Annotated in this window: 24 protein-coding genes; 10 read left to right on the top strand and 14 right to left on the bottom strand. The window is 57.0% G+C overall.

Annotated elements, in window-relative coordinates:
• The first annotated feature begins 2 nt into the window (after positions 1-2).
• Together ACTYEO_RS00520 and ccrA are read left to right on the top strand one after the other, a co-directional pair.
• Positions 3-1,403, top strand: coding sequence for a 1-acyl-sn-glycerol-3-phosphate acyltransferase (locus ACTYEO_RS00520; protein ID WP_449321756.1), 1,401 nt, complete (start codon positions 3-5; stop codon positions 1,401-1,403).
• A gap of 153 nt (positions 1,404-1,556) precedes the next feature.
• Positions 1,557-2,852 (top strand): crotonyl-CoA carboxylase/reductase, encoded by a 1,296-nt coding sequence (gene ccrA, locus ACTYEO_RS00515; RefSeq protein WP_449321755.1) that lies wholly within the window; start codon positions 1,557-1,559, stop codon positions 2,850-2,852.
• A gap of 71 nt (positions 2,853-2,923) precedes the next feature.
• Here the strand turns inward: ccrA and rpe are convergent, their stop codons facing one another.
• Complete coding sequence (rpe, locus tag ACTYEO_RS00510; protein WP_449321754.1) at positions 2,924-3,604, bottom strand: ribulose-phosphate 3-epimerase; 681 nt, start codon at positions 3,602-3,604, stop codon at positions 2,924-2,926.
• 155 nt (positions 3,605-3,759) lie between these two features.
• Between rpe and deoC the strand changes: the two genes are divergently transcribed.
• Both deoC and ACTYEO_RS00500 read left to right on the top strand, forming a co-directional pair.
• On the top strand, positions 3,760-4,761 hold the full coding sequence (deoC, locus tag ACTYEO_RS00505) for a deoxyribose-phosphate aldolase (protein ID WP_449321753.1): 1,002 nt from the start codon (positions 3,760-3,762) through the stop codon (positions 4,759-4,761).
• 46 nt (positions 4,762-4,807) lie between these two features.
• Positions 4,808-7,162, top strand: a complete 2,355-nt coding sequence (locus ACTYEO_RS00500; RefSeq protein ID WP_449321752.1) for an aldehyde dehydrogenase family protein — start codon at positions 4,808-4,810, stop codon at positions 7,160-7,162.
• Between the two features lie 169 nt (positions 7,163-7,331).
• Here the strand turns inward: ACTYEO_RS00500 and ACTYEO_RS00495 are convergent, their stop codons facing one another.
• Positions 7,332-7,931 carry a DUF1523 family protein gene (locus ACTYEO_RS00495; protein ID WP_449321751.1) on the bottom strand — a complete coding sequence of 200 codons (600 nt, stop codon included), beginning with the start codon at positions 7,929-7,931 and terminating at the stop codon, positions 7,332-7,334.
• A 21-nt stretch (positions 7,932-7,952) separates the two neighbouring features.
• Complete coding sequence (locus tag ACTYEO_RS00490; protein ID WP_449321750.1) at positions 7,953-8,213, bottom strand: hypothetical protein; 261 nt, start codon at positions 8,211-8,213, stop codon at positions 7,953-7,955.
• 105 nt (positions 8,214-8,318) lie between these two features.
• Here ACTYEO_RS00490 and ACTYEO_RS00485 point away from each other — a divergent pair, with 105 nt between their 5' ends.
• Complete coding sequence (locus tag ACTYEO_RS00485; protein WP_449321749.1) at positions 8,319-9,599, top strand: acetylornithine deacetylase/succinyl-diaminopimelate desuccinylase family protein; 1,281 nt, start codon at positions 8,319-8,321, stop codon at positions 9,597-9,599.
• A gap of 3 nt (positions 9,600-9,602) precedes the next feature.
• Here ACTYEO_RS00485 and ACTYEO_RS00480 read toward each other — a convergent pair whose 3' ends face one another.
• Positions 9,603-9,788, bottom strand: a complete 186-nt coding sequence (locus ACTYEO_RS00480) for a hypothetical protein (RefSeq protein WP_449321748.1) — start codon at positions 9,786-9,788, stop codon at positions 9,603-9,605.
• A 185-nt stretch (positions 9,789-9,973) separates the two neighbouring features.
• On the opposite strand from ACTYEO_RS00480, the gene ACTYEO_RS00475 reads away from it, so the two are divergent.
• The gene (locus ACTYEO_RS00475) at positions 9,974-11,446 is read left to right on the top strand and encodes an ABC transporter substrate-binding protein (protein WP_449321747.1); all 1,473 of its coding nucleotides are present in this window, start codon (positions 9,974-9,976) and stop codon (positions 11,444-11,446) included.
• Positions 11,447-11,518: 72 nt separating this feature from the next.
• Here the strand turns inward: ACTYEO_RS00475 and hemC are convergent, their stop codons facing one another.
• A complete protein-coding gene (gene hemC / locus ACTYEO_RS00470; protein ID WP_449321746.1) occupies positions 11,519-12,469 on the bottom strand; it encodes a hydroxymethylbilane synthase in 951 nt (316 codons plus the stop codon).
• A gap of 99 nt (positions 12,470-12,568) precedes the next feature.
• On the opposite strand from hemC, the gene hemE reads away from it, so the two are divergent.
• From hemE to ACTYEO_RS00455, 3 genes are all read left to right on the top strand, one after another.
• Positions 12,569-13,606 (top strand): uroporphyrinogen decarboxylase, encoded by a 1,038-nt coding sequence (gene hemE / locus ACTYEO_RS00465; RefSeq protein ID WP_449321745.1) that lies wholly within the window; start codon positions 12,569-12,571, stop codon positions 13,604-13,606.
• A gap of 140 nt (positions 13,607-13,746) precedes the next feature.
• Positions 13,747-14,910 (top strand): NAD(P)/FAD-dependent oxidoreductase, encoded by a 1,164-nt coding sequence (locus ACTYEO_RS00460; RefSeq protein ID WP_449321744.1) that lies wholly within the window; start codon positions 13,747-13,749, stop codon positions 14,908-14,910.
• Positions 14,911-14,937: 27 nt separating this feature from the next.
• Positions 14,938-16,002 carry a glycosyltransferase family 4 protein gene (locus tag ACTYEO_RS00455; protein WP_449321743.1) on the top strand — a complete coding sequence of 355 codons (1,065 nt, stop codon included), beginning with the start codon at positions 14,938-14,940 and terminating at the stop codon, positions 16,000-16,002.
• Between the two features lie 10 nt (positions 16,003-16,012).
• Here the strand turns inward: ACTYEO_RS00455 and hemF are convergent, their stop codons facing one another.
• Entirely contained in the window at positions 16,013-16,894 is an 882-nt protein-coding gene (gene hemF, locus ACTYEO_RS00450; protein WP_449321742.1) for an oxygen-dependent coproporphyrinogen oxidase, read from the bottom strand.
• 264 nt (positions 16,895-17,158) lie between these two features.
• Here hemF and ACTYEO_RS00445 point away from each other — a divergent pair, with 264 nt between their 5' ends.
• A complete protein-coding gene (locus ACTYEO_RS00445) occupies positions 17,159-18,700 on the top strand; it encodes a serine hydrolase (protein WP_449321741.1) in 1,542 nt (513 codons plus the stop codon).
• 18 nt (positions 18,701-18,718) lie between these two features.
• On the opposite strand, the gene ccoS is transcribed toward ACTYEO_RS00445, so the two are convergent.
• From ccoS to ccoO, 8 genes are all read right to left on the bottom strand, one after another.
• A complete protein-coding gene (gene ccoS, locus ACTYEO_RS00440) occupies positions 18,719-18,877 on the bottom strand; it encodes a cbb3-type cytochrome oxidase assembly protein CcoS (protein WP_449321740.1) in 159 nt (52 codons plus the stop codon).
• 66 nt (positions 18,878-18,943) lie between these two features.
• Entirely contained in the window at positions 18,944-21,136 is a 2,193-nt protein-coding gene (locus ACTYEO_RS00435; protein WP_449321739.1) for a heavy metal translocating P-type ATPase, read from the bottom strand.
• A 10-nt stretch (positions 21,137-21,146) separates the two neighbouring features.
• Positions 21,147-21,605: a FixH family protein gene (locus ACTYEO_RS00430; RefSeq protein WP_449321738.1), complete on the bottom strand. Its 459-nt coding sequence runs from the start codon at positions 21,603-21,605 to the stop codon at positions 21,147-21,149.
• Positions 21,605-23,023: a cytochrome c oxidase accessory protein CcoG gene (ccoG, locus tag ACTYEO_RS00425; RefSeq protein WP_449321737.1), complete on the bottom strand. Its 1,419-nt coding sequence runs from the start codon at positions 23,021-23,023 to the stop codon at positions 21,605-21,607. Before ccoG ends, ACTYEO_RS00430 begins: the two co-directional genes overlap by 1 nt.
• Before the next feature lie 153 nt (positions 23,024-23,176).
• Positions 23,177-23,626: a hypothetical protein gene (locus tag ACTYEO_RS00420; RefSeq protein ID WP_449321736.1), complete on the bottom strand. Its 450-nt coding sequence runs from the start codon at positions 23,624-23,626 to the stop codon at positions 23,177-23,179.
• Positions 23,627-23,831: 205 nt separating this feature from the next.
• Positions 23,832-24,725 carry a cytochrome-c oxidase, cbb3-type subunit III gene (gene ccoP / locus ACTYEO_RS00415; RefSeq protein ID WP_449321735.1) on the bottom strand — a complete coding sequence of 298 codons (894 nt, stop codon included), beginning with the start codon at positions 24,723-24,725 and terminating at the stop codon, positions 23,832-23,834.
• The gene (locus ACTYEO_RS00410; RefSeq protein ID WP_449321734.1) at positions 24,722-24,931 is read right to left on the bottom strand and encodes a cbb3-type cytochrome oxidase subunit 3; all 210 of its coding nucleotides are present in this window, start codon (positions 24,929-24,931) and stop codon (positions 24,722-24,724) included. Before ACTYEO_RS00410 ends, ccoP begins: the two co-directional genes overlap by 4 nt.
• Before the next feature lie 12 nt (positions 24,932-24,943).
• The gene (ccoO, locus tag ACTYEO_RS00405; RefSeq protein WP_449321733.1) at positions 24,944-25,666 is read right to left on the bottom strand and encodes a cytochrome-c oxidase, cbb3-type subunit II; all 723 of its coding nucleotides are present in this window, start codon (positions 25,664-25,666) and stop codon (positions 24,944-24,946) included.
• Positions 25,667-25,680: the final 14 nt, after the last annotated feature.

Genomic DNA, 25,680 nt, shown 5'->3' with positions numbered 1-25,680 from the left:
ACATGACGACGACTGTGGCTGTTCCGCTCTGGCTTTTTATCCTGATCGTGCTTTTTGCAGCGGTCACCTTTGCCTCGCATTTCCTGTTTCCATCGGTGCGCTGGTTTCTGCGCAGGCGCTTGGAAATGGCTGTAGAACGTCTAAACCAGCGCCTGACGCGGCCAATTCAGCCGTTTAAACTGGCGCGACGCACCGATACGATTCGCAGGCTCGTTTATGACCCCGAGGTGGCGCAGGCGATTTCCGACTATGCCAAGGAAACGGGCGTGCGCGAGGATGTCGTCTTTCAGCGCGCCGAACGCTATGCGCGCGAGATCGTGCCCGGGTTTTCGGCCTTCACCTATTTCACCTTTGCAATCCGTCTTGCGCGGTTCTTCAGCAAATCCCTCTACCGCGTGCGCCTGACAGAAGGGAATGAACAAGCCCTTGCCGCGATCCCGCCTGATGCGACCGTGATTTTCGTGATGAACCACCGCTCAAATATGGACTATGTCCTTGTCACATGGTTGGCGGCGGAACGATCAGCGTTGGCCTATGCCGTTGGGGAATGGGCGCGTGTCTGGCCGCTTCGCAGCCTCGTGCGCGCTTTGGGCGGTTATTTCATCCGCAGACGTTACAATAACCCGCTCTATCGCAAGGTCTTGGCGCGCTATGTAAAAATGGCCGCGGAGGCAGGGTTGACCCAAGCCGTCTTTCCTGAAGGCGGACTCAGCCAAACGGGGTCTCTCGGCGCGCCCAAACTTGGCCTTTTCTCCTATATTCTAGAAGGGTTTGAGCCGGGCGTTTCCCGTGATGTCGTCTTTGTGCCGATTGCCTTGAATTATGACCGCGTCATGGAAGACCGCGTGCTGATTGACGCCCATGCCAAAGGCACAAGGCGGTTCCGCTTCTCGCTCAAGCCGATCTATCGCTACTTGCGGCGGCAGATTTGGCAGCGTTTGACGGGTAGCTTTCGGCATTATGGTTACGCAGCGGTCGGCTTTGGTGATCCGCTTAGCCTGACGGAATTTATGGAACAGCATGAAAACCATGAGACACAGGCCCTTGGTGAGGAATTGATGTCGCGCATTGGTAAGGTCATGCCCATCACCCCTGTGCCCTTGCTGTGTTTGTCGCTGATCAACGGGGCGCGCAACAGAGCGGCTTTGCTGCAAGGTGTTACAGACAACGTCGCGAGGGCCAATGCCCTTGGCGCCAGCATCTACCTCCCCGAAGAAGATATCGCCGGAACAGTCGAATTCGGTTTGCGGACCCTGCGGGAGCGTAAATTGCTTACAATATCACCCGAGGGGGAGATCGATATCACGGCGGAGGGGCAGCGCCTCGCCGCCTTTTACGCAGCCTCGATCGAGCATTTATTGCCCGTTTCACCAGAGCACAGGCAAGCTCCGCAAACATCCTAGAAAATCCTTCGCGACATAATATTTCAAAAAAATTCATTTTCCGTTTGAATTATTGCGTGGCCGTTTTATACATTGCTGCAGGAGCGGAATGATTCCGCAGTGCAGCAACCGCCATGGGCAAACCAAACCTATGGCCGATTCTACGGAGGCCTCATGGCTTTGGATATCAATCCCGCAGCCGTCATCTATGACGCACCGCAAAAAGACCTTTATGAAATGGGCGAGATGCCTCCGATGGGGCATGTGCCATCTCAGATGTATTCTTGGGCCATCCGCCGCGAACGCCACGGTGAGCCTGACAAGGCCTTCGAGATGGAAGTCGTTGAAACACCCGCAATCGACAGCCATGAGGTTCTGGTTCTCGTGATGGCAGCTGGCGTGAATTACAACGGCGTATGGGCGGGCCTTGGCCAGCCGATCAGCCCTTTTGACGGCCACGGCGCACCTTATCATATCGCAGGCTCCGATGCCTCGGGCATTGTTTGGGCCGTCGGCGATAAGGTCAAAACATGGAAGGTCGGCGATGAAGTCGTAATCCATTGTAACCAAGACGATGGTGATGATGAGGAATGCAATGGCGGCGATCCGATGTTCTCGCCCACGCAGCGCATCTGGGGCTATGAGACGCCCGATGGCTCCTTTGCACAATTCACCCGTGTTCAAGCGCAGCAATTGATGCCCCGCCCCAAGCACCTGACTTGGGAGGAAAGCGCCTGCTACACGCTAACCCTCGCAACCGCCTATCGGATGCTGTTCGGGCATCACCCCCATGAATTGAAGCCTGGTCAGAATGTTCTGGTCTGGGGCGCGTCTGGCGGCCTTGGGGTTTATGCGATCCAGCTGATCAATACGGCAGGTGCAAATGCGATTGCCGTGATCTCGGATGAGGATAAGCGCGATTTCGTGATGTCGCTTGGCGCAAAAGGCGTGATCAACCGCAAGGATTTCAATTGCTGGGGTCAACTGCCCCCTGTCGGCACGCCTGAATACAAAGAATGGTTCACCGAAGCCCGCAAATTCGGCAAGGCGATCTGGGACATCACTGGCAAGGGCAATAATGTCGATATCGTTTTCGAACACCCCGGTGAGGCGACTTTCCCCGTCTCGACGCTCGTGTGCAAAAAGGGCGGCATGGTCGTGATTTGTGCAGGCACCTCGGGTTTCAATTGCACATTCGATGTCCGCTATATGTGGATGCATCAAAAGCGCCTTCAGGGCAGCCATTTCGCCCATCTCAAACAGGCGGCTGCAGCCAACAAGCTAATGATCGAGCGTCGCCTTGACCCGTGCATGTCCGAAGTGTTCCCATGGGCCGAACTGCCCGGCGCGCATACCAAAATGCTGCGCAATGAACATAAGCCCGGCAATATGAGCGTGCTTGTTCAGGCCCCGCGCACAGGCTTGCGCACCTTGGAAGACGTGCTTGAAGCGGGCCCGACAGCAAACTGACCCCCACTCACGAAAAAGCCCCGCGTGATGCAAGTCAGGCGGGGCTTTTTTGTGCAATTGAGACGCGCGGATCAACCGCCGATCGAGGCGCGGATCGCGCGCATATTGTCACCATAGACCTCGGGCTTATCGACCGAGCCGCCTTTGAATACGGCCGATCCTGCAACCAAAACATCCGCCCCTGCGTTCACAACCAGCGGGGCTGTATTGGGGTCAACACCGCCATCGATTTCGATATGAACAGGCCGATCCCCGATCATGGACCGCAGGCTGCGAATTTTATCCGACATATCGATGAATTTTTGCCCGCCAAATCCGGGGTTCACGGTCATCACACAGATCAGATCGGTCAAATCCAGCAGATGGGCAACAGCCTCGGCAGGCGTGCCAGGGTTAAGCGCCACACCCGCTTTCATCCCCGCACCACGGATCGCCTGAAGCGTGCGGTGGATATGGGGGCCCGCTTCGATATGCGCCGTGAGGATATCCGCACCCGCCTCGGCATAGGCATCGATATAGGCATCGACAGGCGAGATCATCAGATGAACATCCATCACCGTTTTCACATGCTTGCGAAACGCCTTCACGGCAGGCGGCCCGAAGGTCAGGTTCGGCACAAAATGGCCATCCATTACATCGATATGGACCCAATCGGCACCTTGCGCCTCAATGGCCTGAATTTCCCGTCCGAAATCAGCAAAATCAGCGGAAAGGATAGAAGGGGCAATCTTGACAGAACGGTCAAAACTCATCGGAGTCTCCCATAGAATTACGGCCTCCCCTTAGCGCGTGGCGGGGGTGGTGTCACGCTTTTGTGCGGCCATTATAAATTTTACCATTTGGTCAAGCTTGCCTTTGGCCACCACCCATGAGACGCTTGATTCAAACCTCTAAACCAGTGAACACCATGACAGTGATCCAAACCAACCCCGCCGGCATCACCAAGCCCCAGCTTCCGCAGGTGCAAGAGCCGCGCAATGCAGGCATGCCGCTTGATCTGGACTGGGTGGCCAGCCTGCAAGCCAATACCTCAGCCATCGAGCGCCGCGCCGCCAGCCTGCCAGGCCGGCGCAGCGTGAAGAAGGAATTTCAGGCCGCTTGGCTGGCTAAGGCGATCACATTGATCGACCTCACGACCCTTTCGGGGGATGATACCGAGGGGCGCGTGCGGCGTCTTTGCGCAAAAGCGCGCCAACCTGTTCGGCAGGATATCCTCGATACGCTTGGCCTGCCCGCTCTGACAACGGGGGCGGTCTGCGTCTACCACGAGATGGTCGAGACCGCCCTGCGCGCGCTGGAAGGCAGCTCTATCCCTGTGGCCGCCGTTTCAACTGGGTTTCCCGCAGGTCTTTCGCCCTTCAAGCTCCGCGTCGCCGAAATTGGGGAAAGCGTGCGCGCAGGGGCCAAGGAAATCGATATCGTCATCTCGCGCCGCCATGTTCTGACAGGCAATTGGCAGGCCCTATATGACGAGATGCAGGAATTTCGCACGGCATGCGGCGAGGCCCATGTCAAAGCGATCCTTGCAACGGGAGAATTGGGCACTTTGCGCAATGTCGCCAAAGCCTCGGTGATCTGCATGATGGCTGGGGCCGATTTCATCAAGACCTCAACAGGCAAGGAAAGCGTAAACGCCACCCTGCCCGTCAGCCTCGTGATGATCCGCGCCATTCGCGCCTATGAAGCCGCAACAGGGTTCAAAGTGGGCTACAAACCTGCCGGCGGCATTTCCAAGGCGAAGGACGCGTTGGTCTATCTCAGCCTGATGAAAGAAGAACTTGGCAATCGCTGGCTGCAACCTGACCTCTTCCGCTTTGGCGCCTCAAGCCTTTTGGGAGATATCGAGCGCCAACTCGAACATCACGCAACAGGCGAGTACTCCGCCAGCTATAGACATCCGATGGCATGAGATATGGCCGCCTCCTTTCCTTCCGTTTCCCCAAGAAGAGCATGACATGACCACAGCCGATATCTTCGAGAGCATGGATTACGGCCCTGCCCCTGAATCCGACAAGGAGGCGCGGGCATGGATCGCCGAAAATGGCCCCGAATTCGGTCATTTCATTGATGGTGGCTTTACAAAGGCCAAGGAAAGTTTCGCCACCCGAAACCCCGCAACGGGCGAAGAGCTTGCCCAAATCAGCCAAGGCACAGCGCAAGATGTCGATCTTGCGGTGAAAGCGGCCCAAAAAGCCTTCCCAAAATGGTCCAAGCTTTCGGGTCATAAACGCGCAAAATATCTCTATGCGATTGCGCGGCTGCTGCAGAAACACAGCCGTCTCTTTGCTGTGCTGGAAACGATGGATAACGGCAAACCGATCCGCGAAAGCCGCGATATCGATATCCCGCTCGCGCAGCGCCATTTCTACTATCACGCAGGCTTGGCGCAATTGCAGGAGCACGAACTTCCCGACCATGAAGCATTGGGGGTCTGTGGTCAGGTGATCCCGTGGAACTTCCCTCTTCTAATGCTGGCATGGAAAATCGCCCCTGCTTTGGCCGCCGGAAATACCGTCGTGCTGAAACCTGCGGAATATACATCCCTTACGGCGCTTCTGTTCGCACAAATCTGCACGGAGGCGGGCCTACCCGCAGGCGTGGTCAATATTGTCACGGGCGATGGCGCAACGGGTGAGGCCATCACAACGCATGACGGCATCGCAAAAATCGCCTTCACTGGCTCTACCGAGGTCGGCCGCCAAATTCGGCGCGCGACCGCAGGCCAAGGCAAAGCCCTCACCTTGGAGCTTGGCGGCAAATCTCCCTATATCGTCTTTGAGGATGCCGATATCGACAGCGCGATCGAAGGGCTTGTCGATGCGATCTGGTTCAATCAGGGGCAGGTCTGTTGCGCAGGCTCGCGCCTTCTGGTGCAAGAAGGCATCGCCGAGGATTTCCACAAACGCCTGAAGGCCCGCATGGACAAACTGCGCATCGGCGATCCATTGGATAAATGCATCGATATCGGCGCAGTGGTCGACCCGATCCAGCACCAGACCATCACGCGTCTGGTCGATAGCAATAACGAGGGCGAGACCTATCAGGCCGCCATCTCCATGCCAGAGCAAGGCTGCTTCTACCCCCCCACCCTGATCACGGGCCTCTCCCCCTCATCGCCCCTGATGCAAGAGGAGATCTTCGGCCCCGTCCTTGTCTCCACCACATTCCGAACACCAAGCGAGGCCGTGGAACTGGCCAATAACACCCGCTATGGATTGGCCGCCAGCCTCTGGAGCGAGAACATCAATCTGGCCCTGGATATCGCGCCGAAACTGGTCGCGGGTGTTGTCTGGGTAAATGCCACCAACCTCTTCGATGCTGCCGCCGGATTTGGCGGCACCCGCGAAAGCGGCTTTGGGCGGGAAGGCGGATGGGAAGGGCTTTTGAGCTATCTCAAACCTCGCGCAAAAATGACCCCAGTCAAACCGCTCCATCCAATCGCGCCCCCTGCCAATGCAGCGGCACCCGATCTGGACCGGACTGCAAAAATGTATATCGGCGGCAAGCAATCGCGCCCCGATAGCGGGTATTCCCGAGCGGTGTTCTCTCCCAAAGGAAAAATCCTCGGCCATGTCGGTATCGGAAGCCGCAAAGATGTTCGAAATGCTGTTGAGGCCGCGCGCGGAGCTTCGGGCTGGAGCAAAACAACAGGCCATTTAAGGGCGCAAATCCTTTACTATATTGCTGAAAACCTATCAGCGAGAGCTGCCGAATTCACAGCGCGTCTAAGCGATCTGACGGGTGTAGCTAAAGGAAAGGCCGACGCCGAAGTCGAGGCCGCAATCGCGCGCCTCTTCTCCTATGGGGCATGGGCCGATAAATACGACGGGCAGGTCAAATCCGTACCCTTGCGCGGGGTTGCCCTTGCTATGAATGAGCCCTTGGGCGTGATTGCAGCCCTCTGCCCCGATGAGGCCCCGCTGCTCGGCGCGATTTCCACTCTCGCCCCCGCCATCGCAATGGGCAACCGCGTCATCTTGGTCACTAGCCAAGCCGCGCCTTTGGCAGCAACCGATCTCTATCAAATCCTCGACACCTCGGATGTCCCTGCGGGCGTGGTCAATATCATAACGGGCGATCACACCGAACTTGGCAAAGCGCTTGCTGGTCATATGGATGTGGACGGGCTCTGGTCATTCTCCTCAACGGCAAAGCAGGCCATTCTGGAAGACGCCTCCTGCTCGAACCTCAAACGCCTTTGGCTCAATGAGTCAGGCAACCCCGATTGGCTCGGGCATCAAGGCGAGGGTCGTCTCTTCCTTCAAAAAGCAACCGATGTAAAAACGATCTGGGTTCCCTATGGCGCATGAAGGCATGCGCTCATCGGGGCCATCGAGGCCCCGATGAGCGCGCGGCCTCCGGCGGAAGTATTTGTAAAGCAAAGATAGGAAGACAGATTCTCCATCTTTCTTTGTTTTCAAAATACCTCGGGGGACGGGTGGCAAGGCCACCCGCGGGGGCAGAGCCCCCGTCTAACCCTCAGCGCTTGAAACGGTCTTTGAACTTCGCCCATTGAACCGAGGATTTATCCACCAGCGGATCGATCACGCGATCTTCAAATCTTTCCCACATGCGCCACAGCAAGAATATGAACAGAGCGAAGACAATCAGCAGGATGATATTCACCCAAGGGAAAAGGCGCGTATCAGGTCCTGCCACTGGGTTCAGCGCAACAGCATTCGGATAGGTGGTCAGAAGCTGCGATCGCCAGCCATAATGTGTCACCGCAATCCATTCGGTTTCTGCAGCCGATGAGATCAAGCTTGCAGCTTCGGCTTGCAGATCGGCACTGTTGAATTTGAAATAGGGTGGCCAACCAAACCCCGTATCTTCGTTGCGATAGACCCTTACGGTACCATCCGCCGAAATCGTATTGATCAACCGCAAATCGCGACTGGTTGTTTGCGCATTACCACTATCAGCTTGCGCATAAAAAGTGCGGTTCCAACCCGAAAAATCCTGCCGGATGATCTCGGTATCTGCCACGCGAACAATATCGCGTTGTGGCAAGGTGTAATGCAGGAATGCCACCGCAATGACGAGCAAGATCAGGTAAAATATAATCCGTGGCCAGCGCATCGGCAGGGCCCCTTTCAGAAATCAGTTGGTCAGAAACACAAAGGCTCCTAATGACACGATCGGCAGCACATAGACAATCACTATGAGCCAGCCATGCAAGCGCGCAGCTTTCGGTGCAAGGCGAGTGTCCACCCAGTCCTCGCGCTCGCCCGGTCTGCCTTCCATCACCCATCCCTCTTCTAGCCGCATTTTGATGCCTGACCGCAAGTAGAGAAACAAAAACACGTAGAAAATCGACAGAACGACCATCATCACCACTGCCAATCTGGCAATCCCAAGCATGTTCGGCCTCCTAAATGATGAAACAAGCTTAACCTCTAATATAGGGTGCCGAAACCCTATGAGCAGGGCTTGCATGACCAGAATTACGCGCGCAAGGTCGCAATTATGACAAAGCTCGACGATGTACTCAAATTGGCGGTGGCTGCAAAAGAAGCCGAGCTGGTACAGCTGTGCCAAGACCTCATTCAAATCCCGACCCTCAACCCACCGGGTCTGAAATATTTCGAGATTTGTGAATTTCTGGGCGCGCGGCTGCGCGACAAAGGGTTTGTCGTTGAATTGATCCGAGCCGAGGGCGCCCCTGCCGATTCCGATCAATATCCACGCTGGAACATGGTTGCGCGCCGCGAAGGGCCGCGCGCAGGCGATTGCGTCCATTTCAACAGCCACCACGATGTGGTTGAGGTGGGCCATGGCTGGACGACCGACCCTTTCGGGGGCGAGTTGAAAGACGGGCGTGTTTATGGCCGTGGGGCCTGTGATATGAAGGGTGGCCTCGCCTCAAGCGTGATTGCCGCAGAGGCCTTTCTGGAGACCTGCCCCGATTTTGCAGGGGCAATTGAGATCAGCGCCACGGCAGATGAAGAATCGGGCGGTTATGGCGGCGTGGCCTATCTGGCCAAGCGGGGCTATTTTGACCCTGATCGTGTGCAGCATGTGATCATTCCAGAACCGCTTAACAAAGACCGCATTTGCCTCGGACATCGTGGCGTGTGGTGGGCCGAGATTGAAACCAAGGGCCGTATTGCGCATGGCTCCATGCCGTTTCTGGGCGATAGCGCCATTCGCCATATGGGAGCCGTGTTGGAAGAGATGGAGCGCTATCTTTACCCGCTGCTTGCATCAAAGCACACGGATATGCCCGTGGTCCCAGAAGGCGCAAAGCAGTCAACGCTGAACATCAACTCGATCCATGGCGGCGAGGCTGAGCAGAGCGAGGATTATACAGGTCTGCCCGCCCCTTGCGTCGCAGATCGCTGCCGCATCATCATCGATCGAAGGTTCCTGATTGAGGAAGACATCGATCAGGTGAAAGCCGAAATCACTTCGATGCTGGAAAGGGTCAAAGCCCAGCGCCCCAAATTCGAATATGAGCTGCGCGATCTTTTCGAAGTGCACCCAACGATGACGGATGAAAACGCGCCTGTTGTGCGCACAGTTCAAGCCGCAATTGAAAAGGTTTTATCCCGTCAGGCTGAGTTCGTGGTCAGCCCCGGCACCTATGACCAAAAGCATATTGACAGGATCGGGCGGCTTAAAAATTGTATTGCCTATGGCCCAGGTATTCTGGACCTCGCCCATCAACCTGATGAATGGGTGAGCGTTCAAGACATGGTTGATGCGGCGCAGGTTATGGCGCTCACTTTGGCTGAATTACTGGCCTGAGTCTTAGGCCTCGACAGCAAAACCCAAATGCTGGATCGCGCGGTTGGCCATATCGTCTCCTGACAAGGCCCGCTCATTCAGGCGCTGCATAAGAACGTGCAAGCTACGGGAACTTCTTTGATCTGCAATGAATTCAGCAATAGCGTCGGTTGAAAGAGCTAAAATATCCTCGGGCTGCGGCAGCGGCATTGGACGAATCCCTTTAGTAGACATGCCCCCCAGCAGGCACGGGGAGAATTTAACAACCCAAAGTGATTCCCGCGACTCCAAAGTTAAAGTTTTGTGAATGGGGCGTGAGGCACTGCCAAGATAGCCTTGCAAAATTGGCCTTTTGCGCCCTACGGTCAATCAACAAAAACGGAGGGAGACCTAACATGGTTCACCAATTGAAGCTTGGCGTTGCCGCCTTTGCCTTGATGGCCAGCGCTGCTTGGGCACAGCAAACCGATATCACAATCGGCATGGGGCTTGAGCCGCCAAATCTTGACCCGACAGGCGGCGCGGCGGCAGCCATTGATGAAGTGGTCTATGCCAATGTTTTCGAAGGTCTCACGCGCTTTGCCCCCGATGGGTCCGTCATTCCCGGTCTCGCCTCCTCTTGGGAGATTTCTGAGGATGGTCTGACCTATACCTTCACCCTCCGTCCAAACGTGACCTTCCATGATGGAACGGCCATGACGGCCGAAGATGCTGTCTTTTCGCTGGACCGCGCCCGCGCCGAAGACACGACCAATGCGCAAGCGGCCCTTTTTGCGGGCATCGAAAGCGTTGAGGCAGTTGATGACACCACCCTTCGCGTGACCCTGTCTGCGCCAAATGGGGCCTTTTTGTTCAATATGGCATGGGGCGATGCGGTTATCGTCGCACCTGAAAGCGCCGAGACAAACGCCACAAACCCGATTGGGACGGGGCCATTCCTGTTCTCAGAATGGGTGCAAGGTGACCGCGTAGAGTTGACCCGCAACCCAGACTATTGGGGCGAGCCCGTGGCGCTTGAGGCGGCCAGCTTCCGCTTTATCTCGGACCCGAATGCGGCTTTTGCAGCGATGATGGCGGGCGATGTCGATGCCTTCCCAAACTTCCCTGCGCCTGAGACGCTCAGTCAGTTTGATGCCGATCCGCGCTTTACGGTGATTGTTGGCTCAACCGAGGGTGAGACGATTCTCGCCATGAACAACGCCCAAGCCCCGCTTGATGATCTGCGCGTGCGTCAGGCGATCAGCCATGCGATCAACCGTCAGGACATTATCGATGGCGCGATGTTCGGCTATGGCACCCCGATTGGCACTCATTTCGCCCCCCATAACCCCGACTATGTCGATCTGACGGCGAACTCCGCCCATGATCCCGAGCGCGCCCGCGCGCTGCTGGCCGAGGCAGGGTATGAGGACCTCACTTTGCGCCTGATGCTTCCCCCTCCCGCCTATGCGCGCCGCGGCGGTGAGATTATCGCTTCGCAATTGCGCGATGTGGGTATCGAGACCGAGATCACCAATCTCGAATGGGCACAGTGGCTGGAGCAGGTCTTCCGCGGCAAGGATTTTGACATGACCATCGTCAGCCATACCGAGCCTGCCGATATCAATATCTACGCGCGGCCTGACTATTACTTCCAATATGACAGCGCCGAGTTTCAGGCTTTGATGGAAGAGCTGACACTGACCAGCGACCCTGCTGCCCGTTCTGCGCTTAACCAGCAGGCACAGGAAATGATCGCAAACGAGTATGTGAACGGCTTCTTGTTCCAACTGGCCAAAACCGGTGTCGCAAACGCCAATATCGAAGGTCTTTGGGCCAATTCGCCAACGCAAGCCAATGACCTGACAGGCGTGCGCTGGACCCAGTAAGGGGCTCACTCCAAGCAAAAAGAAACCCCGCCAGATTTGGCGGGGTTTTTCATTTCGCGTTATGGATGCAGCTTAGCTGGTGATCCAGTCAAAGAAATCCGGCCCCACCTTTTCGCGCAGTTTCATAGCCATCTCGGCCCCCAGTTTCTCGCCATCCTCGATGGCGCAGCTCTGGTCATCGCGCAGCACCTCTGACCCATCGGGCCGCAATATCTCACCGCGCAAACGCAGCGTGCCACCATCCAGTTCCGCAAGCCCCGCAATCGGCGTCTCGCACGACCCGTCAAGCCCACGCAAAAACGCGCGCTCCGCTGCGAGGCGTTGCCCCGTTTCGGTATGGTGGATGGCCTCAAGCATCATGGCCGCACGGCTATCATCCATGCGCCTTTCAATCCCGATCGCGCCTTGGGCAACGGCGGGCAAAACATCTTCCACCGCAATCGCTGAACGCGCGACCTCTTCCATGCCCAAACGGCGCAGGCCCGCCATGGCTAGAAAGGTTGCATCCGCCACGCCATCGCCAAGCTTTTTCATGCGGGTTTGGACATTGCCGCGAAACTCGACCACTTCGAGATCAGGCCGCCGTAGCATCAATTGCGCGCGCCGACGCAGTGAGGAGGACCCCAGTTTCGCACCCGCAGGCAGATCAGCAAGGGAGTTATGGCTCAGCGAAACAAAGGCATCCCGCACATCTTCACGCGGGAGGTAACAATCAAGGATCAAACCTTCCGGCTGCTCCACCGGCATATCCTTCATCGAATGAACGGCGATATCGATCGCACCTGACAGCATGTCCTCTTCGATCTCTTTGGTGAACAGGCCTTTCCCGCCGATCTCTTTCAAAGGGCGGTCGAGCACCTTATCGCCCGTAGTCTTGATGACCACGATCGAGAAAGCCTCGAGCGGCAGGTCAAGAGCCTCGGCAAGCCGCGCGCGGGTTTCATGAGCCTGAGCCAGCGCGAGGGGCGAACCACGGGTGCCGATATTCAGGGGTTTGGCAGGGCTTGGAAGGTCGGTCGTCATATCTTCTCTTTATCTGTCAACTTAACTTGACAACTCTGGACGGGTTGACACTCTGGGTCAACAGCAAGACGTTGCGCGAATGACAACAAGGAACCGAGAATGACCGAGAAGAAAACCCTCCTGCGTGCCCTCGCGGGTGAAACCCTGCCTATACCACCTGTTTGGCTGATGCGCCAAGCGGGGCGTTACTTGCCAGAATACCGTGCAACCCGCGCCCAGGCAGGGGATTTCTTGTCACTATGCTACAACTCGGACCTTGCGGCCGAGGTCACATTGCAACCGATCCGCCGCTACGGTTTTGATGCCTCGATTCTTTTTGCCGATATCCTTTTGATCCCCGATGCATTGGGCGCTGATTTATGGTTCGTCACGGGCGAAGGCCCGCGTCTGTCGACCATCACGGGGCGTGAGGGTTTGGCCAAGCTCAAAGGCAAGGATGATATTCACGACCACCTCGCACCTGTTTACGAGACGGTCAAAATTCTGGCCCGCGAATTGCCCGAGGAAACAACGCTGATAGGGTTTGCAGGCGCGCCATGGACCGTCGCCACTTATATGATTGCAGGGCGCGGCACCCCCGATCAGGCCCCAGCCCATAAACTGCGCCAAGAAGATCCAGAGACCTTTGACGCGCTGATGGATTTGCTGACCCAAGCCACAATCGAATACCTCGCTATGCAAGTGGAAGCGGGTGCCGAGGTGATCAAGATTTTCGATTCATGGGCGGGATCCCTCAAAGGTGAGGCCTTCATCAAATACGCTTTGGAGCCTGCCAAGAAAATCACACAAGAGCTGAAGCGCCGCTTCCCTGACCTTCCCGTCATCGCCTTCCCTCGCGAAGCAGGTGAGGCCTATATTGGCTTTGCGAAAGCGGTGGGTGCGGATTGTCTGGCGCTTGATACGAAGGTTGATCTCACTTGGGCCGCCGAAAACCTGCAAAAAGACGGCTGCGTCCAAGGCAATCTGGATCCGAAACATATGATCACAGGTGGCGAGGCCCTCGTCTCCGAGACCCGTCGAATCGTCGATGCTCTCAAAGGCGGCCCGCATATCTTCAATCTCGGCCATGGCATCACACCCGAAGCCGATCCCGAGAATGTGCATTTGCTGCTGGAAACCATCCGCAACCCAAGCTGAGCCACGGCGCACGGGTGGGAAGCCCTCGGATTTTCGTATTTGAAGAAAGATGAAAGCGGTGCGCGCTCTAGTCTTTCATCTTTCCAAAAATACGAAGATGCTCAACCCAGACACTGGAGTTCGTGTTGAGGAAAGGCGCCATGGGAAGCAAAGCAGATTTTGCCGTTATTGGGCGCGGCCTGATGGGAACGGCTTGCGCAAGATATCTGGCGCAAACCGGCGCCTCGGTTGTCTTGATCGGGCCCGATGAGCCCCTTGACCGCGCCACGCATGACGCGCCTTTTGGCAGCCATCATGATGAAGGCAGGATCACACGCCGCTTGGCGGTTGATCCTGATTGGTCGCTTCTTTCCACCCGTTCAATTGCGCGTTACGCCATGCTGGAAGAGGAAAGCGGGCTTTCTCTTTTTGATCCATGCGGCGCGATGATGGTGGGACCCGACGGGCATGCCTTCACATCGTCCTTCCTGAACGTCGCTCGAGACTTGGATTTGCCCTCTCAGCATTTTCACGGCGACGCATTGGCCGCGCGGTTCCCCTATCTTTCCTTCGAGGCGGAAACCACGGCACTTTGGGAAACATCTGGCGGCACGATCAATCCGCGCCGTTTCCGTTTGGCTGAGGAGCGTCTTGCCATGCGCGCAGGCGCCCAGATCATCAAAGATACCGCGCAGGCAATTGAGGGCAGGAAAATCACCCTCGCCTCTGGCGCGCAGATTGAGGCAGGGCATATTGTTGTAGCCACTGGCAGTTATGCACATACGGATAACCTGCTGCCCGCGCGCGCCGAGATGGATGTCATGGCGCGCACCATTTCCTTTGCCGAGGTGACGCAAGCCGAGGCCGAGATGATTGCCGATATGCCAAGCATGATCTGGATGCCGCATGATCTGGAATATGATCTCTATTTGCTGCCCCCCATCCGCTATCCAGATGGCAAGCTCTGGATCAAGATCGGCGGTCAGGAAGACAGCCCTAAACTCCATACCGATACCCAGATGCGCGACTGGTTCCGCTCGGACGGTGAGCCTGAGGTGGGGGCCGTCTTACTTAATAGCCTGCGAGGCCTGATGCCAGATATGAGTTTTCCTCAAACCTATACGGGCTCTTGCACGATCAGTTTCACACGCACGGGCCATCCTTATATTGAGCGGCTTTCCGATCACTTGACGATCCTGACAGGCGGGAATGGTGCAGCCGCCAAGAATTGTGACGAGATCGGCAGGCTCGGGGCGATGACAGCATGTGGCGACGCCTTGAGCGGCGAGGGATATCAAACCGATTTCCACGCGGTTCTTGCCTGATCAGCGCAAGGGCCTTATGCGCGGGGCATGACAGATTTTCTCGACCCATCCGGCATTGATGTCATCGCGCCGAACTTCAAAAAACGCCTATCGGGTGTGACCGCGACTGTGGTGCGCCTTGTGCCCCTTCAGGCCCAATCAATCGCGATTGCGGCTGTGGCACCCGTTTTGCCGCGTCATGTCCCGCAAATCCGCATTCGCGACCTGATCACCATGCCCCGTCGCGGGCCCTCGGGCGCGCGCGTTTGGCATGCGCGGCGCAATACGGAAATGCTTGCAGGCCTCGCGCTCAAATATATCCTGCGGAAAGATTTGAAACTTCTGTTCACCTCCGCCTCGCAGCGCAAGCATACGGGCTATTCAAAATGGCTCATCGCGAAAATGGACCATGTGATCGCGACCTCGAGCAAAACCGCAGGCTATTTGGAGAAGCCTCCGACCATCATCCTCCACGGGATTGATCTGGCGAGCTTCACCCCGCCACAAGACCGCGCCGCATTAAAGGCCGAGCTTGGCTTGCCCGCAGGCCCATTGCTTGGCTGTTTCGGACGCATCCGCGCGCAAAAGGGCACCGATGTTTTTGTCGATGCCATGATCGAGGCTTTGGCCACCAGACCCGAGGCCACCGCCATCATATTGGGGCGCGCGACCGAGAAATATGTGGGTTTTGAAAAAGAGCTGCGCGCGAAGATCGATGCGGCTGGGTTAGGGGAACGCATCCGCTTTCTGGCGGAGGTTCCCACCCATGAAGTCGCAAAATACTATCAGGCGCTTGATATCTTTATCGCACCGCAACGTTGGGAAGGCTTTGGCCTTACCCCGATTGAGGCCATGGCTTGCGGGGTGCCGGTGATTGCCACCACTGTTGGCGCTTTTGAGGAGTTGGTTCTGCACGGCGAAACAGGCGCTTTGATCCCACCTGGTGAGGTGGCGCCGATGGTCAACGAGGCGGCAAAGCTGATTGATGACACCGCCCTCCGCGCCAAGCAATCAAAAGCCGCGCGCAGCCATATGGAGGCCAATTTCGCGATCGAGGGCGAGGCCGCCGCGATCACTGCGATCTATCGCCAGCTCTTGGAAGAAAGCGCGTAAAGCGCCCCTCTCAGTACCATTTGGCGATAGGGGGCAGGCTCATCAAAACGGCATTGGCGTCATGCCCAGTCTCGAGGCCGAATTTGGTGCCCCGATCATAGACAAGATTATACTCCGCATAGAGGCCGCGATGGATGAATTGCACTTCGCGGTCGTCTTGCGTGAAGGGCATATGCCGCCGCTTTTCCACTTGGCCCACAAAAGCGGGTAGGAAGGCGCGGCCCACATCTTGGGTAAATGCAAAATCTGCCTCCCAATCGCCCGTATTGTGGTCATCGTAGAAAATGCCGCCCACACCACGCGCACGGTTGCGGTGCGGGATATAGAAATACTCATCCGCCCAAGCTTTATAGCGCGGGTAATATTCCGCATCATGGCGATCACAATGTGATTTCAACACATCGTGGAAATCGGCCGTGTCTTCATCATATTCGATGCATGGGTTCAGGTCAGACCCACCCCCGAACCACCATTCATGCGGCGTCCAGAACATGCGGGTGTTCATATGGACGGCAGGCGCATGGGGGTTTTGCATATGCGCCACAAGGCTGATGCCCGCGGCCCAAAAGCGCGGGTCATCATTCAAGGCTGCAAGATCTTTGCGCGCAGCCATAGCTTGGACCGCGCGAGGCCCCAAAGTGCCGTAAACGGTCGAGACATTGACCCCCACCTTTTCGAACACTTTTCCACCACGCATCACGCTCATCAGGCCGCCGCCTGCATCCGAGCCATCATCAGAATGACGGGTGGTTTCAGTCACCTCAAACCGGCCAGGTGTGCCCTCGCCATTCTGGCTGTCTTCCAAGCCTTCAAAGGCAGCTACGATATCGTCGCGCAAATTACGGAACCAAGCAGAGGCGCGGGCTTTGCGGTCATCAAACAAGTCGGTCATCAAGTATCTTTCATCACTCTTTTGCCCAGATAACACCACCCAAATGGAAAGGTCACGCCCAGAGTGCCAATTGGGTGGGCATTTTGGTTTCATCTATCTTGGGGAAGGATCAGCATTTCCCCCAATATCTGCCACCCCCGAAAAGGGAGTCATGAATCTTTAGATAAAACATGCCTTTACCGTGGATTTTTAATCCGAATTGGATTACGGTTTCTCCTAATCGCCGCGTTAGACGGCATCCCTGAGGCAGACAGAGCAGGTCTGGTGACATATAAACGTTTCATATCCGCCCTTTTGGGGCTGACTTCGCTATTATGCGTATTGGTAGTCTTGGCATCGCCTGCACGTGCAGCGCCCTATGCCGCGATGGTGATTGACGCGCGAAGTGGCGAGGTTCTGCATTCGCGCAATGCCGATACGCGTTTGCACCCTGCCTCCCTAACCAAAATGATGACGCTCTACATCGCGTTCGAGGCCGTGCGCCTTGGTGAATTGACGATGGATACGCCCATCACGATCTCTTCCAATGCCGCCGCCGAACCCCCTTCGCGGCTTGGTTTGCGTGCGGGGCAGACGATCCGTCTGCGTTATCTGGTGCGAGCCGCAGCGGTGCGCTCGGCCAATGATGCGGCCACCGCGATCGGTGAGGCCATCGCCGGATCCGAAGCCGCCTTTGCACGCCGTATGAACCGCACCGCGGCAGCTCTCGGAATGACACGCACGACATTTCGCAACGCCCATGGCCTGACCCAAGACGGGCATATGTCAACGGCGCGCGATATGACGACGATGGGGCGCCGGATTTTTTATGATTACCCACAATACTACAATATTTTCTCACGCCGCTCGACGGATGCCGGGATCGCGACTGTGCGCAACACAAACCGCGCGTTTCTCGATGCCTATCGCGGCGCGGACGGGATCAAGACAGGATATACCCGCGCTGCAGGGTTTAATCTGGTCGCATCTGCCGAACGGGGACAGGAACGCATCATTGCAACAGTCTTTGGTGGGCAATCAACGGCTTGGCGCAATCAACGGATGATGGAGCTTCTGGATATGGGCTTTGCGCGCGCGCCATCGCGGGCCGCGGTTCGCACGCCAAGTTTGCCCGTCTATACCGATGACCCGAACGAGCTTGACGCCCAAGGCCTTGCAGGGCGCACAATCAGGCCATCGGGTGCCGTAACTGCAAGCCTCGTGCCCCTGCCTCGCCCAAGAGCGGAGCCCGAGCCAGCCCTCGTTGCGGCTGCGACAATCGAAGACCCCGTTGAAATGCCAGACCCCGAAGAGGTTTTGGAGAATACGGCCATAGCCCTTGCCGAACGCCTGATCGAGCAGGCCGCGCCGGCCGAGCAAACCGAAACCGCATCAGTCGAGCAGGTCGCAGACGCAGCGCCGTCAAATGACAATTCGGTTTTTGAAGATGCTTTGGCCTCGCTGGAACAGGACGCCTCGGACCCGATTTCAGAGACCCCGCGAATGCGCCCCGATGTGATTACAGAAGTGATTGCGCGCAATGCCATTCCGCTCGAACCCGAGATTGTGACCCGTGCTTCATCTGATGGAAGCCGCCTCTATGGTGTTTCGCTGGGGCGTTACCCGTCGCGGAATGCCGCCGAAAGGCTGCTGCTGCAAACGGCCCTTGCGGAGCTGTCGACCTTTCAAGAAGCCTTGCGCCATGTGGTCAACCGCTCGGGCGGGTATGAGGCCCAGTTTGCAGGCATGACCGAAGACCAAGCAGGGCGGGCCTGCGCGCGTCTGATGACACGCAATGTGGTCTGCACGATCATCAGCCCCCAATAACGCGCGCCACGTTAGGCGTCAGTCTTTGGGGTGCTGGTCGTAATCCTTGCGCAGGATGCGCGCGGCATCCCCGTCAGGATCTTCGAACTGACCACGCTTGAGCGCCCAGAAAAACGCCCCCAGCCCAACAAGGCCTAGGAGGAGCGAGATCGGGATGAGAAGTCCGAGTATTGCCATGTGTTTTTTCCTATAGTGTGTCTGGTTCAACCAGAAACAAGTGACGGAAGTTAACCCCAAACCCCATTATCTCAGCCGCAAGGCGTTCAGCGATACGGTGATCGACGAGGATGACATCGCCAAAGCCGCGACCAATGGTGTTGCAAGCCCGATGACGGCAAAGGGCACGGCGATCACATTATAGACCGATGCAATCGTAAAATTCTCGCGGATGCGCTTGCGGGCCTGACCTGCTGTCTCAACAGCATCAAGGATCACCGAGAGATCAGCCCCCATCATCACAATATCGGATGCACTGCGCGCGGCATCAACCGCACTGGCGGGAGAGATGGAGACATGCGCAGCCGCAAGGGCTGCTGTGTCATTCAACCCATCGCCCACCATCAAGACCTTCGCTCCGTCTTTGGCAAAGCCTGCAATGCGGTCGGCTTTCTCGGCGGGCAGTGCTTCTGAGTGGACCTCATCAATACCAACCTCACGGGCCAGACGTGTCACCGCACCCGATGTGTCGCCCGAGATCAGAACCACCCGCTTGCCCTGCGCCTTAAGCGCCGCAACCGTTTCCGCCGCACCTTGCCTCAGGCTATCGATAAAGCTGATCTGCATCGCGGCCCTATCCCCGATCTGGACAAAGCTTGCCGTAACATCGGGTGCGGTGGCCCCAAGCCATGCCGCCCGTCCAAGACGCACCTTCTGCCCGTCCCAGATGCCTTCCACCCCAAAGCCCGGAACCTCATGCAGTTCCGTGATGTCGGCAGGGCGCAGGTCCAACTCACGCAGGCAATTTGCCATCGCAATCGCCAAAGGATGCGAAGAGCCTTGCGCCAAACCCAGCGCAACGCGCTTTGCGCTCAATGAAAGCGCCTCAAGGCCCACAGGCCGTGGCGCGCCGATGGTCAGGGTGCCCGTTTTGTCGAAGACCACAGTATCGATTTCGGCCAAACGCTCCAGCGCTGTGCCATCTTTGATCAGCATGCCCTTGCGAAACAGCCGCCCCGAGGCCGCAGTGGTCACCGCAGGCACCGCAAGCCCCAGCGCACAGGGGCAGGTGATGATCAGAACAGCCGCCGCAATATTCAGAGAAATCCGCACATCTTGCGTGGCAAGCCACCATCCGATTGCCGAGAGGCCCGCCAGAATATGCACGCCTGGCGCATAAAGTTTTGCGGCCTGATCCGCGAGCGAGGTGTAATTGCCCCGCCCCGCTTCGGCCACGGCGACCAGTTCGGCGATTTTATGGAGCGCCGTTTCTCGGCCCGCAGCCTGCGTCTCGATCACAAGGGGGCCTGTCAGGTTCACCTCGCCCGCATTCACAACCGTATCAGGGCCTGCAAAGGCAGGAAGCGTTTCCCCCGTCATCAAGGAGCGATCCAGCTCTGATTGCCCCTCGCGCACCACACCATCGACAGGGATGCGCCCACCTGCCTTCACCAGCACAAGATCGCCTGCAACAAGATCGGCGGCGGCGACCCGCTCCTCTATGCCATCGCGAATACGCCATGCGCGGGGTACATCCAGCGCCGCCAATTCCTGCGCAGCCGAGCGCGCGCCCGCCCGCGTGCGGTGATCAAGATAGCGACCACCCAAAAGGAAAAAGCACAAGGAAATCGCGGCATCAAAATAGGCGTGTTCCCCAGATTGGATCGTCTCGAAAAGCGAAGTGCCAAGTGCCAGAACAATTGCCAGCGTAATCGGCACATCCATGTTCAAGCGCCGCCCCCGCAAAGCCCAAAAGGCCGACACATAGAAAGGCCGCCCGCAAAATATCACCGCAGGGATCGCAATAGCCGCACTGATCCAATGCAGCATGTCGCGCGTTACCCCTTCCGCCCCCGACCACACGGCAACCGAAAGAAGCATCACATTCATCATGGCAAAAAAGGCAACTGCCAGACGCATCAACAGATCGCGCCCCTGAAGATCGGCCTGCGTCGTGGACAGAAGTGCTGCGTCCAACTCATGCGCCTCATAGCCCGCCTCTTGCAGGACGCGGGTTAAATCCTCAGGCGAAATCGCAGGCACGGCCTCAACTGCCACGCGTCGCAGTGTCAGGTTCACCCGCGCGCTATGCACGCCTTCGACCTGCATAAGTGCCGCCTCCACCCCCGAGATACATCCCGCGCAATGGATTTGCGGAAGCGACAGCATGATCGTGCTGTCTGTCTCAGGCAGATCGGCCAGATGCTCGGCCAAAGGGGCCGCCATACAGGCGGGGCAAGCAGCGGCGCGTGATCTCGGTTGCGCTAGCGCGACACTCATCGCGGCACCCCTAGTTCTGTCTGAAGGTCAGGTTATGGCGATAGGCGGTGCCGTCTTGTGCGATGCCCGTCAGCCGCAAACGCCACAGCCCTTCACCCATGACCACAGGCGCTTGATAGGCCCCATCAACCAAAACGAGGTCCAGCACCTGATCTTCCCTGCGATTGGTGGGGCGCGTCAGCAGCGCATCCAATTGCGCAGGCCGTGCCACTGCACCGTCAGGGGTGTTGAGATGCAAGGTTAGAACACCGCTCTCCACCTCGACCGAGGCGTGCCAAGCAAGGGCTTCCTGCGCCCTGCGTCTGACATCGAAATCCTGACTATCGGCATAGGAGGAAGACACCTCCAACCCCGGGAATGTCGATACTGCCTTCCATGCGAGAACCAGATTTACAGCCAGCATCACGCCGAAGAAAACAAGGAAAACCATCAAAACCTTACTACCAGTGAGAACATGCGTATTGGTCATTATTGATCCCTCCCGATAAAAATAGTGTCCGTAGAACTGCGCGTGCCCTGATCGAGGTTTTCGGCCCAAAGGCGGAAAGATGTTCTGTCAGACAGGCTCGCCGTCGCATCTGGCTCGGCGGTTACGTAAGCGCGGACTTGCAAGGTCTCGTCCGCAGGCACTTCGATCTGCGGCACCCCGCTGCCCTCAAGGCTGATCTCAAGGCCGTTTTCGCCCGTGATAGACAGCTCGAACAGCGCTGCGTCATGGGTCATGTTGCGCAAACGCAGGTCATAGGCATTGCGGATTGTCCCATCCGAAAGCATCACAAATTGCGGGTTACGCACGGGGGCCACGGTCATGTCGATATCGGAGCGGATAAAGAGTGCGACCACCAAAGCCACGCCGATCCCCGACCAGAGCGCGGTATAGAGAAGCGTCCTTGGTCGGAAAATATGCTGCCAGATCGGTTTTTTGGGATGGCCCGCGCGCTCATGCGCCTCATCGGTTAGGGCCATGTAATCGATCAACCCACGGGGCTTGCCGACCTTGGCCATGATGTCATCACATGCATCGATACAAAGCGCGCAAGTGATGCATTCAAGCTGCTGGCCATCGCGGATATCGATCCCCACAGGGCAGACCGAGACGCAGGCGTTGCAATCAATGCAATCCCCTGCCCCGTCCCGCTCCTTACCTTTGGCGCGCGGCTCACCGCGCCAGCCACGATAGGCAACGGTGATCGAATCCTCATCCATCATTGCGGCCTGAATGCGCGGCCATGGGCACATATAGATGCAGACCTGCTCGCGCATGAAGCCGCCAAAGACAAAGGTCGTGGCTGTCAGAATGGCGATTGTCACATAGGCAACCATATGTGCCTGACCAGAAACCAGATCGACCGCTAAGCTTGGCGCATCGGTGAAATAGAAAACCCATGCCCCACCTGTCGCCATGGCGATCAGCAGCCAGACAATCCATTTCGTGACCCGCAGGCGGATTTTCCGCAGGTCCCAATTCTGTTTCCACAATCTCAGGCGTGCGTTGCGATCGCCCTCAATCCAGCGCTCGACCGTGAAGAAAAGATCGGTCCAGACGGTTTGTGGGCAGGTATAGCCGCACCAAACCCGACCAAGCGCCGAGGTGAACAAGAACAGCCCCAACCCCGCCATGATCAAAAGGCCCGCAACGAAGTAAAATTCATGCGGCCAGATTTCGATCCAGAAGAAAAAGAACCGCCGATGTGCCAGATCAACCAGAACGGCTTGGTCAGGCAGGTTCGGCCCTCGATCCCATCTGATCCATGGCGTCAGGTAATAGATACCCAGCGTCAGCGCCATGATCAGCCATTTCAGGTTTCGGAATTTGCCTTTTACCCGTTTAGGGAAAACGGGTTCTTGCGCTGCATACAGCTTGGGTGTCGTGCCGGTCACACTCATTTGGGCGGGCCCTTCGCATCTTGTTCGTTGTTCGCAAGATGTGATTAGCCCGCCAGCGCGCCCTCCTCCTTGACGTGGATCAACTCAAGGCCCTTGAACGGCAAAAAGGCACCCGTCTTGGATGCCCTTTCAAATTCGCAATGGAAGACGCGATCAGGCGTTGGGATCGACCAATCCACGCGTGATCGCCTCATCCCGCGCGATCCAGTATTCGTCATGATAGGTGTCGACAGGATGTCCCGACCCCATTGGGGTTTCGGAATATTGCGCTGTGTTTTGCATGTGATCGAGAAGTTGCTGATCCTCGAAACCAGCCATCCATTCAGAATATTCATTATAGATGCCGGGATTGTTCATTTCCCACTGTCCCGACACCCAATCCGTCGTCCCTGAAGAGTCTCCGTCGCCATGCAACTCCGCGCCAGGATCAATCGAGGCCATATGGCTTCCCAAGGCTGCGGAATTGGTATCGAGTGCCCCAGATACAAGGGCCACCACTGGCGTTCCAATTAGAACAGTTGCAGCCGCCAACATGATCCAGTCCACCGTAACGGCACCGGATTCGTTTTGGAGGAATGAATATGGGTTCAATTTCGGGGTCATGTCCTTGCCCTTGCTAAATCCTGATTTCCTTCAAACGTAAAACCCAATTGCGGAGCAGGTTTGGCACGACTGTGAAGAAGTCTATTCAATATTTAGGTAAGAAAAAGGCGGCACCGACCCTTTTGGAAACGCGCGAACAGGACCAGGGTCGGTGCCTTGGCCGACGCTCGGAAGGGGTGAGCGTCGGATTTCAGCAGGGCAATGGCTATTCGCCACCGCCAAGGGCGTGGACATAGACCGACACTGCGCGAATATCGGATTCGGACAATCGGCTCTGCCAAGCAGGCATCACGCCGAAACGCGCATTGCGCACGGTGTATTCAATCGCCTCATTCGATCCACCATAAAGCCAGATCGCATCGGTCAGATTGGGCGCGCCCAAGAAACGGTCGCCCGTTCCGTCATCCGAATGACAAGCGGCACAATTGTCGAGATAGACAGTTGCACCTGCATCAGCCAAAGCGCGGTCGGCCTCCTGCCCCGAGATATCGCGGACATATTGGACCACTTGGCTGATTTCTTCATCCGACAAGATGCCCTCATAGGCTGTCATTTGCGAATAACGCGCATCGGGGTCCTCTTCATTGCGGATGCCATGACGAATAGTGAGGTGAATATCCTCGACCGAGCCGCCCCAAAGCCAATCATCATCCAACAGATTGGGATAGCCTGATGCCTGAACGCCAGCGGCGCCCGAGCCGTGGCATTGCGCGCACCATGTTCTGAAAATCGCAGCCCCGCCTTGGATCGCGTAATTATAGAGATCAGGATCCGCTTGCGGCGTGATTGAGGCCAGTTCCACCGTCTCGATCTGCGCGCGCAAATCCGAATTCATCGCCTCGAATTGCACGATCTCCTCGGCAACATTGGCCCGCGTCGAAAACCCGATCACACCAGGTGTTGCACCTGTGATCAACGGCCAAGCGGGATAGGCGATGGTGTAGATAATTCCCCAAAAAATCGTGAAATAAAACGTCCAGAGCCACCAACGCGGCAGAGGATTGTTGAATTCCTGAATACCATCCCAAGAATGGCCCGTTGTATCGGGGTCGCCATCCTGAAGGGTCGTATTTTGGGGGTGATTGCGTTGCTCAGTCATGGCCGCGCCTCCGTATTTTCATTGGCAGCGGTGGTCTGTACCGCAGGCCTGTCATCATGGCGAAAAGGGATATTTGCGGTATCGCGATAGATTTTCTTACTGCCTGGACGCAGCACAAAAATGACCACTCCCAGAAAGGAGACCGCAAGAAACACAGCCCCCCATGACCCCGCAAAAACCCGCAAAATGTTATAGCTGGCTTCCATAATGCATCCCCCTCAACGGCTTTCGTCAGGCGAGAAGGTCGAGAAATCGACCAAAGTGCCCAACATTTGCATATAGGCGATCAGAGCATCCATTTCGGTCACGGCAGGGTTTCCGTCGAAATTCCTCTGCTGCGCGCCCGGATAACGCTCCACCACCCCACGATCTCCGAACTCGGTGGCTTGCTCGACAAAATCCAGCTCGGCCATCTCGATCATGTCGTCGGTATAGGGAACACCCACAAAACGATGCGTCTCCATCAGATCGGTGACATGCTCGGGCTCAATCTCGACATCCGCCAGAAAGCCGTAAGGCGGCATAACGGATTCAGGCACAACCGATTGCGGATCGGTTAAATGGTCCAGATGCCACCCATCTGAGTACCGCCCGCCAACACGCGCCAGATCAGGCCCCGTGCGTTTGGAGCCCCATTGGAACGGATGGTCATACATCGATTCCGCGGCAAGGCTGTAATGGCCATAGCGCTCCACCTCGTCGCGCATCGGGCGCACCATCTGGCTGTGACAGCCATAGCACCCCTCACGGATGTAGATTTCACGCCCCGCCAATTCGAGCGGGGAATAGGGGCGGACGCCCTCCACATCCTCAATGGTGTTCTCAAGGTAGAACAAGGGCGCGATTTCAACGATGCCGCCTATGGTGACAACCACAAAGCTCAGCGCCATTAGAAGGGTCGCATTGGTTTCGATTTTCTTATGATGATCGAGTGCAGCCATGATCCCTGCCCTCC

Source organism: Rhodophyticola sp. SM2404, from assembly GCF_053570515.1.
The sequence above is the reverse complement of the archived record's forward strand: the minus strand, read 5'-3'. Positions and strand labels throughout refer to the sequence as shown.

Coding starts and splice junctions, on each gene's coding strand:
- ccoO (WP_449321733.1), bottom strand. CDS start 25,666: ATGGCTGCACTCGATCATCATAAGAAAATCGAAACCAATGCGACCCTT.
- ACTYEO_RS00520 (WP_449321756.1), top strand. CDS start 3: ATGACGACGACTGTGGCTGTTCCGCTCTGGCTTTTTATCCTGATCGTG.
- ACTYEO_RS00435 (WP_449321739.1), bottom strand. CDS start 21,136: ATGAGTGTCGCGCTAGCGCAACCGAGATCACGCGCCGCTGCTTGCCCC.
- ccoS (WP_449321740.1), bottom strand. CDS start 18,877: ATGGCAATACTCGGACTTCTCATCCCGATCTCGCTCCTCCTAGGCCTT.
- hemC (WP_449321746.1), bottom strand. CDS start 12,469: ATGACGACCGACCTTCCAAGCCCTGCCAAACCCCTGAATATCGGCACC.
- ACTYEO_RS00460 (WP_449321744.1), top strand. CDS start 13,747: ATGGGAAGCAAAGCAGATTTTGCCGTTATTGGGCGCGGCCTGATGGGA.
- ACTYEO_RS00500 (WP_449321752.1), top strand. CDS start 4,808: ATGACCACAGCCGATATCTTCGAGAGCATGGATTACGGCCCTGCCCCT.
- ACTYEO_RS00495 (WP_449321751.1), bottom strand. CDS start 7,931: ATGCGCTGGCCACGGATTATATTTTACCTGATCTTGCTCGTCATTGCG.
- ACTYEO_RS00430 (WP_449321738.1), bottom strand. CDS start 21,605: ATGACCAATACGCATGTTCTCACTGGTAGTAAGGTTTTGATGGTTTTC.
- ccoG (WP_449321737.1), bottom strand. CDS start 23,023: ATGAGTGTGACCGGCACGACACCCAAGCTGTATGCAGCGCAAGAACCC.
- ccoP (WP_449321735.1), bottom strand. CDS start 24,725: ATGACTGAGCAACGCAATCACCCCCAAAATACGACCCTTCAGGATGGC.
- ACTYEO_RS00475 (WP_449321747.1), top strand. CDS start 9,974: ATGGTTCACCAATTGAAGCTTGGCGTTGCCGCCTTTGCCTTGATGGCC.
- ACTYEO_RS00410 (WP_449321734.1), bottom strand. CDS start 24,931: ATGGAAGCCAGCTATAACATTTTGCGGGTTTTTGCGGGGTCATGGGGG.
- ACTYEO_RS00420 (WP_449321736.1), bottom strand. CDS start 23,626: ATGACCCCGAAATTGAACCCATATTCATTCCTCCAAAACGAATCCGGT.
- ACTYEO_RS00485 (WP_449321749.1), top strand. CDS start 8,319: ATGACAAAGCTCGACGATGTACTCAAATTGGCGGTGGCTGCAAAAGAA.
- hemF (WP_449321742.1), bottom strand. CDS start 16,894: ATGACCGACTTGTTTGATGACCGCAAAGCCCGCGCCTCTGCTTGGTTC.
- deoC (WP_449321753.1), top strand. CDS start 3,760: ATGACAGTGATCCAAACCAACCCCGCCGGCATCACCAAGCCCCAGCTT.
- ACTYEO_RS00490 (WP_449321750.1), bottom strand. CDS start 8,213: ATGCTTGGGATTGCCAGATTGGCAGTGGTGATGATGGTCGTTCTGTCG.
- rpe (WP_449321754.1), bottom strand. CDS start 3,604: ATGAGTTTTGACCGTTCTGTCAAGATTGCCCCTTCTATCCTTTCCGCT.
- hemE (WP_449321745.1), top strand. CDS start 12,569: ATGACCGAGAAGAAAACCCTCCTGCGTGCCCTCGCGGGTGAAACCCTG.
- ACTYEO_RS00455 (WP_449321743.1), top strand. CDS start 14,938: ATGACAGATTTTCTCGACCCATCCGGCATTGATGTCATCGCGCCGAAC.
- ACTYEO_RS00480 (WP_449321748.1), bottom strand. CDS start 9,788: ATGCCGCTGCCGCAGCCCGAGGATATTTTAGCTCTTTCAACCGACGCT.
- ccrA (WP_449321755.1), top strand. CDS start 1,557: ATGGCTTTGGATATCAATCCCGCAGCCGTCATCTATGACGCACCGCAA.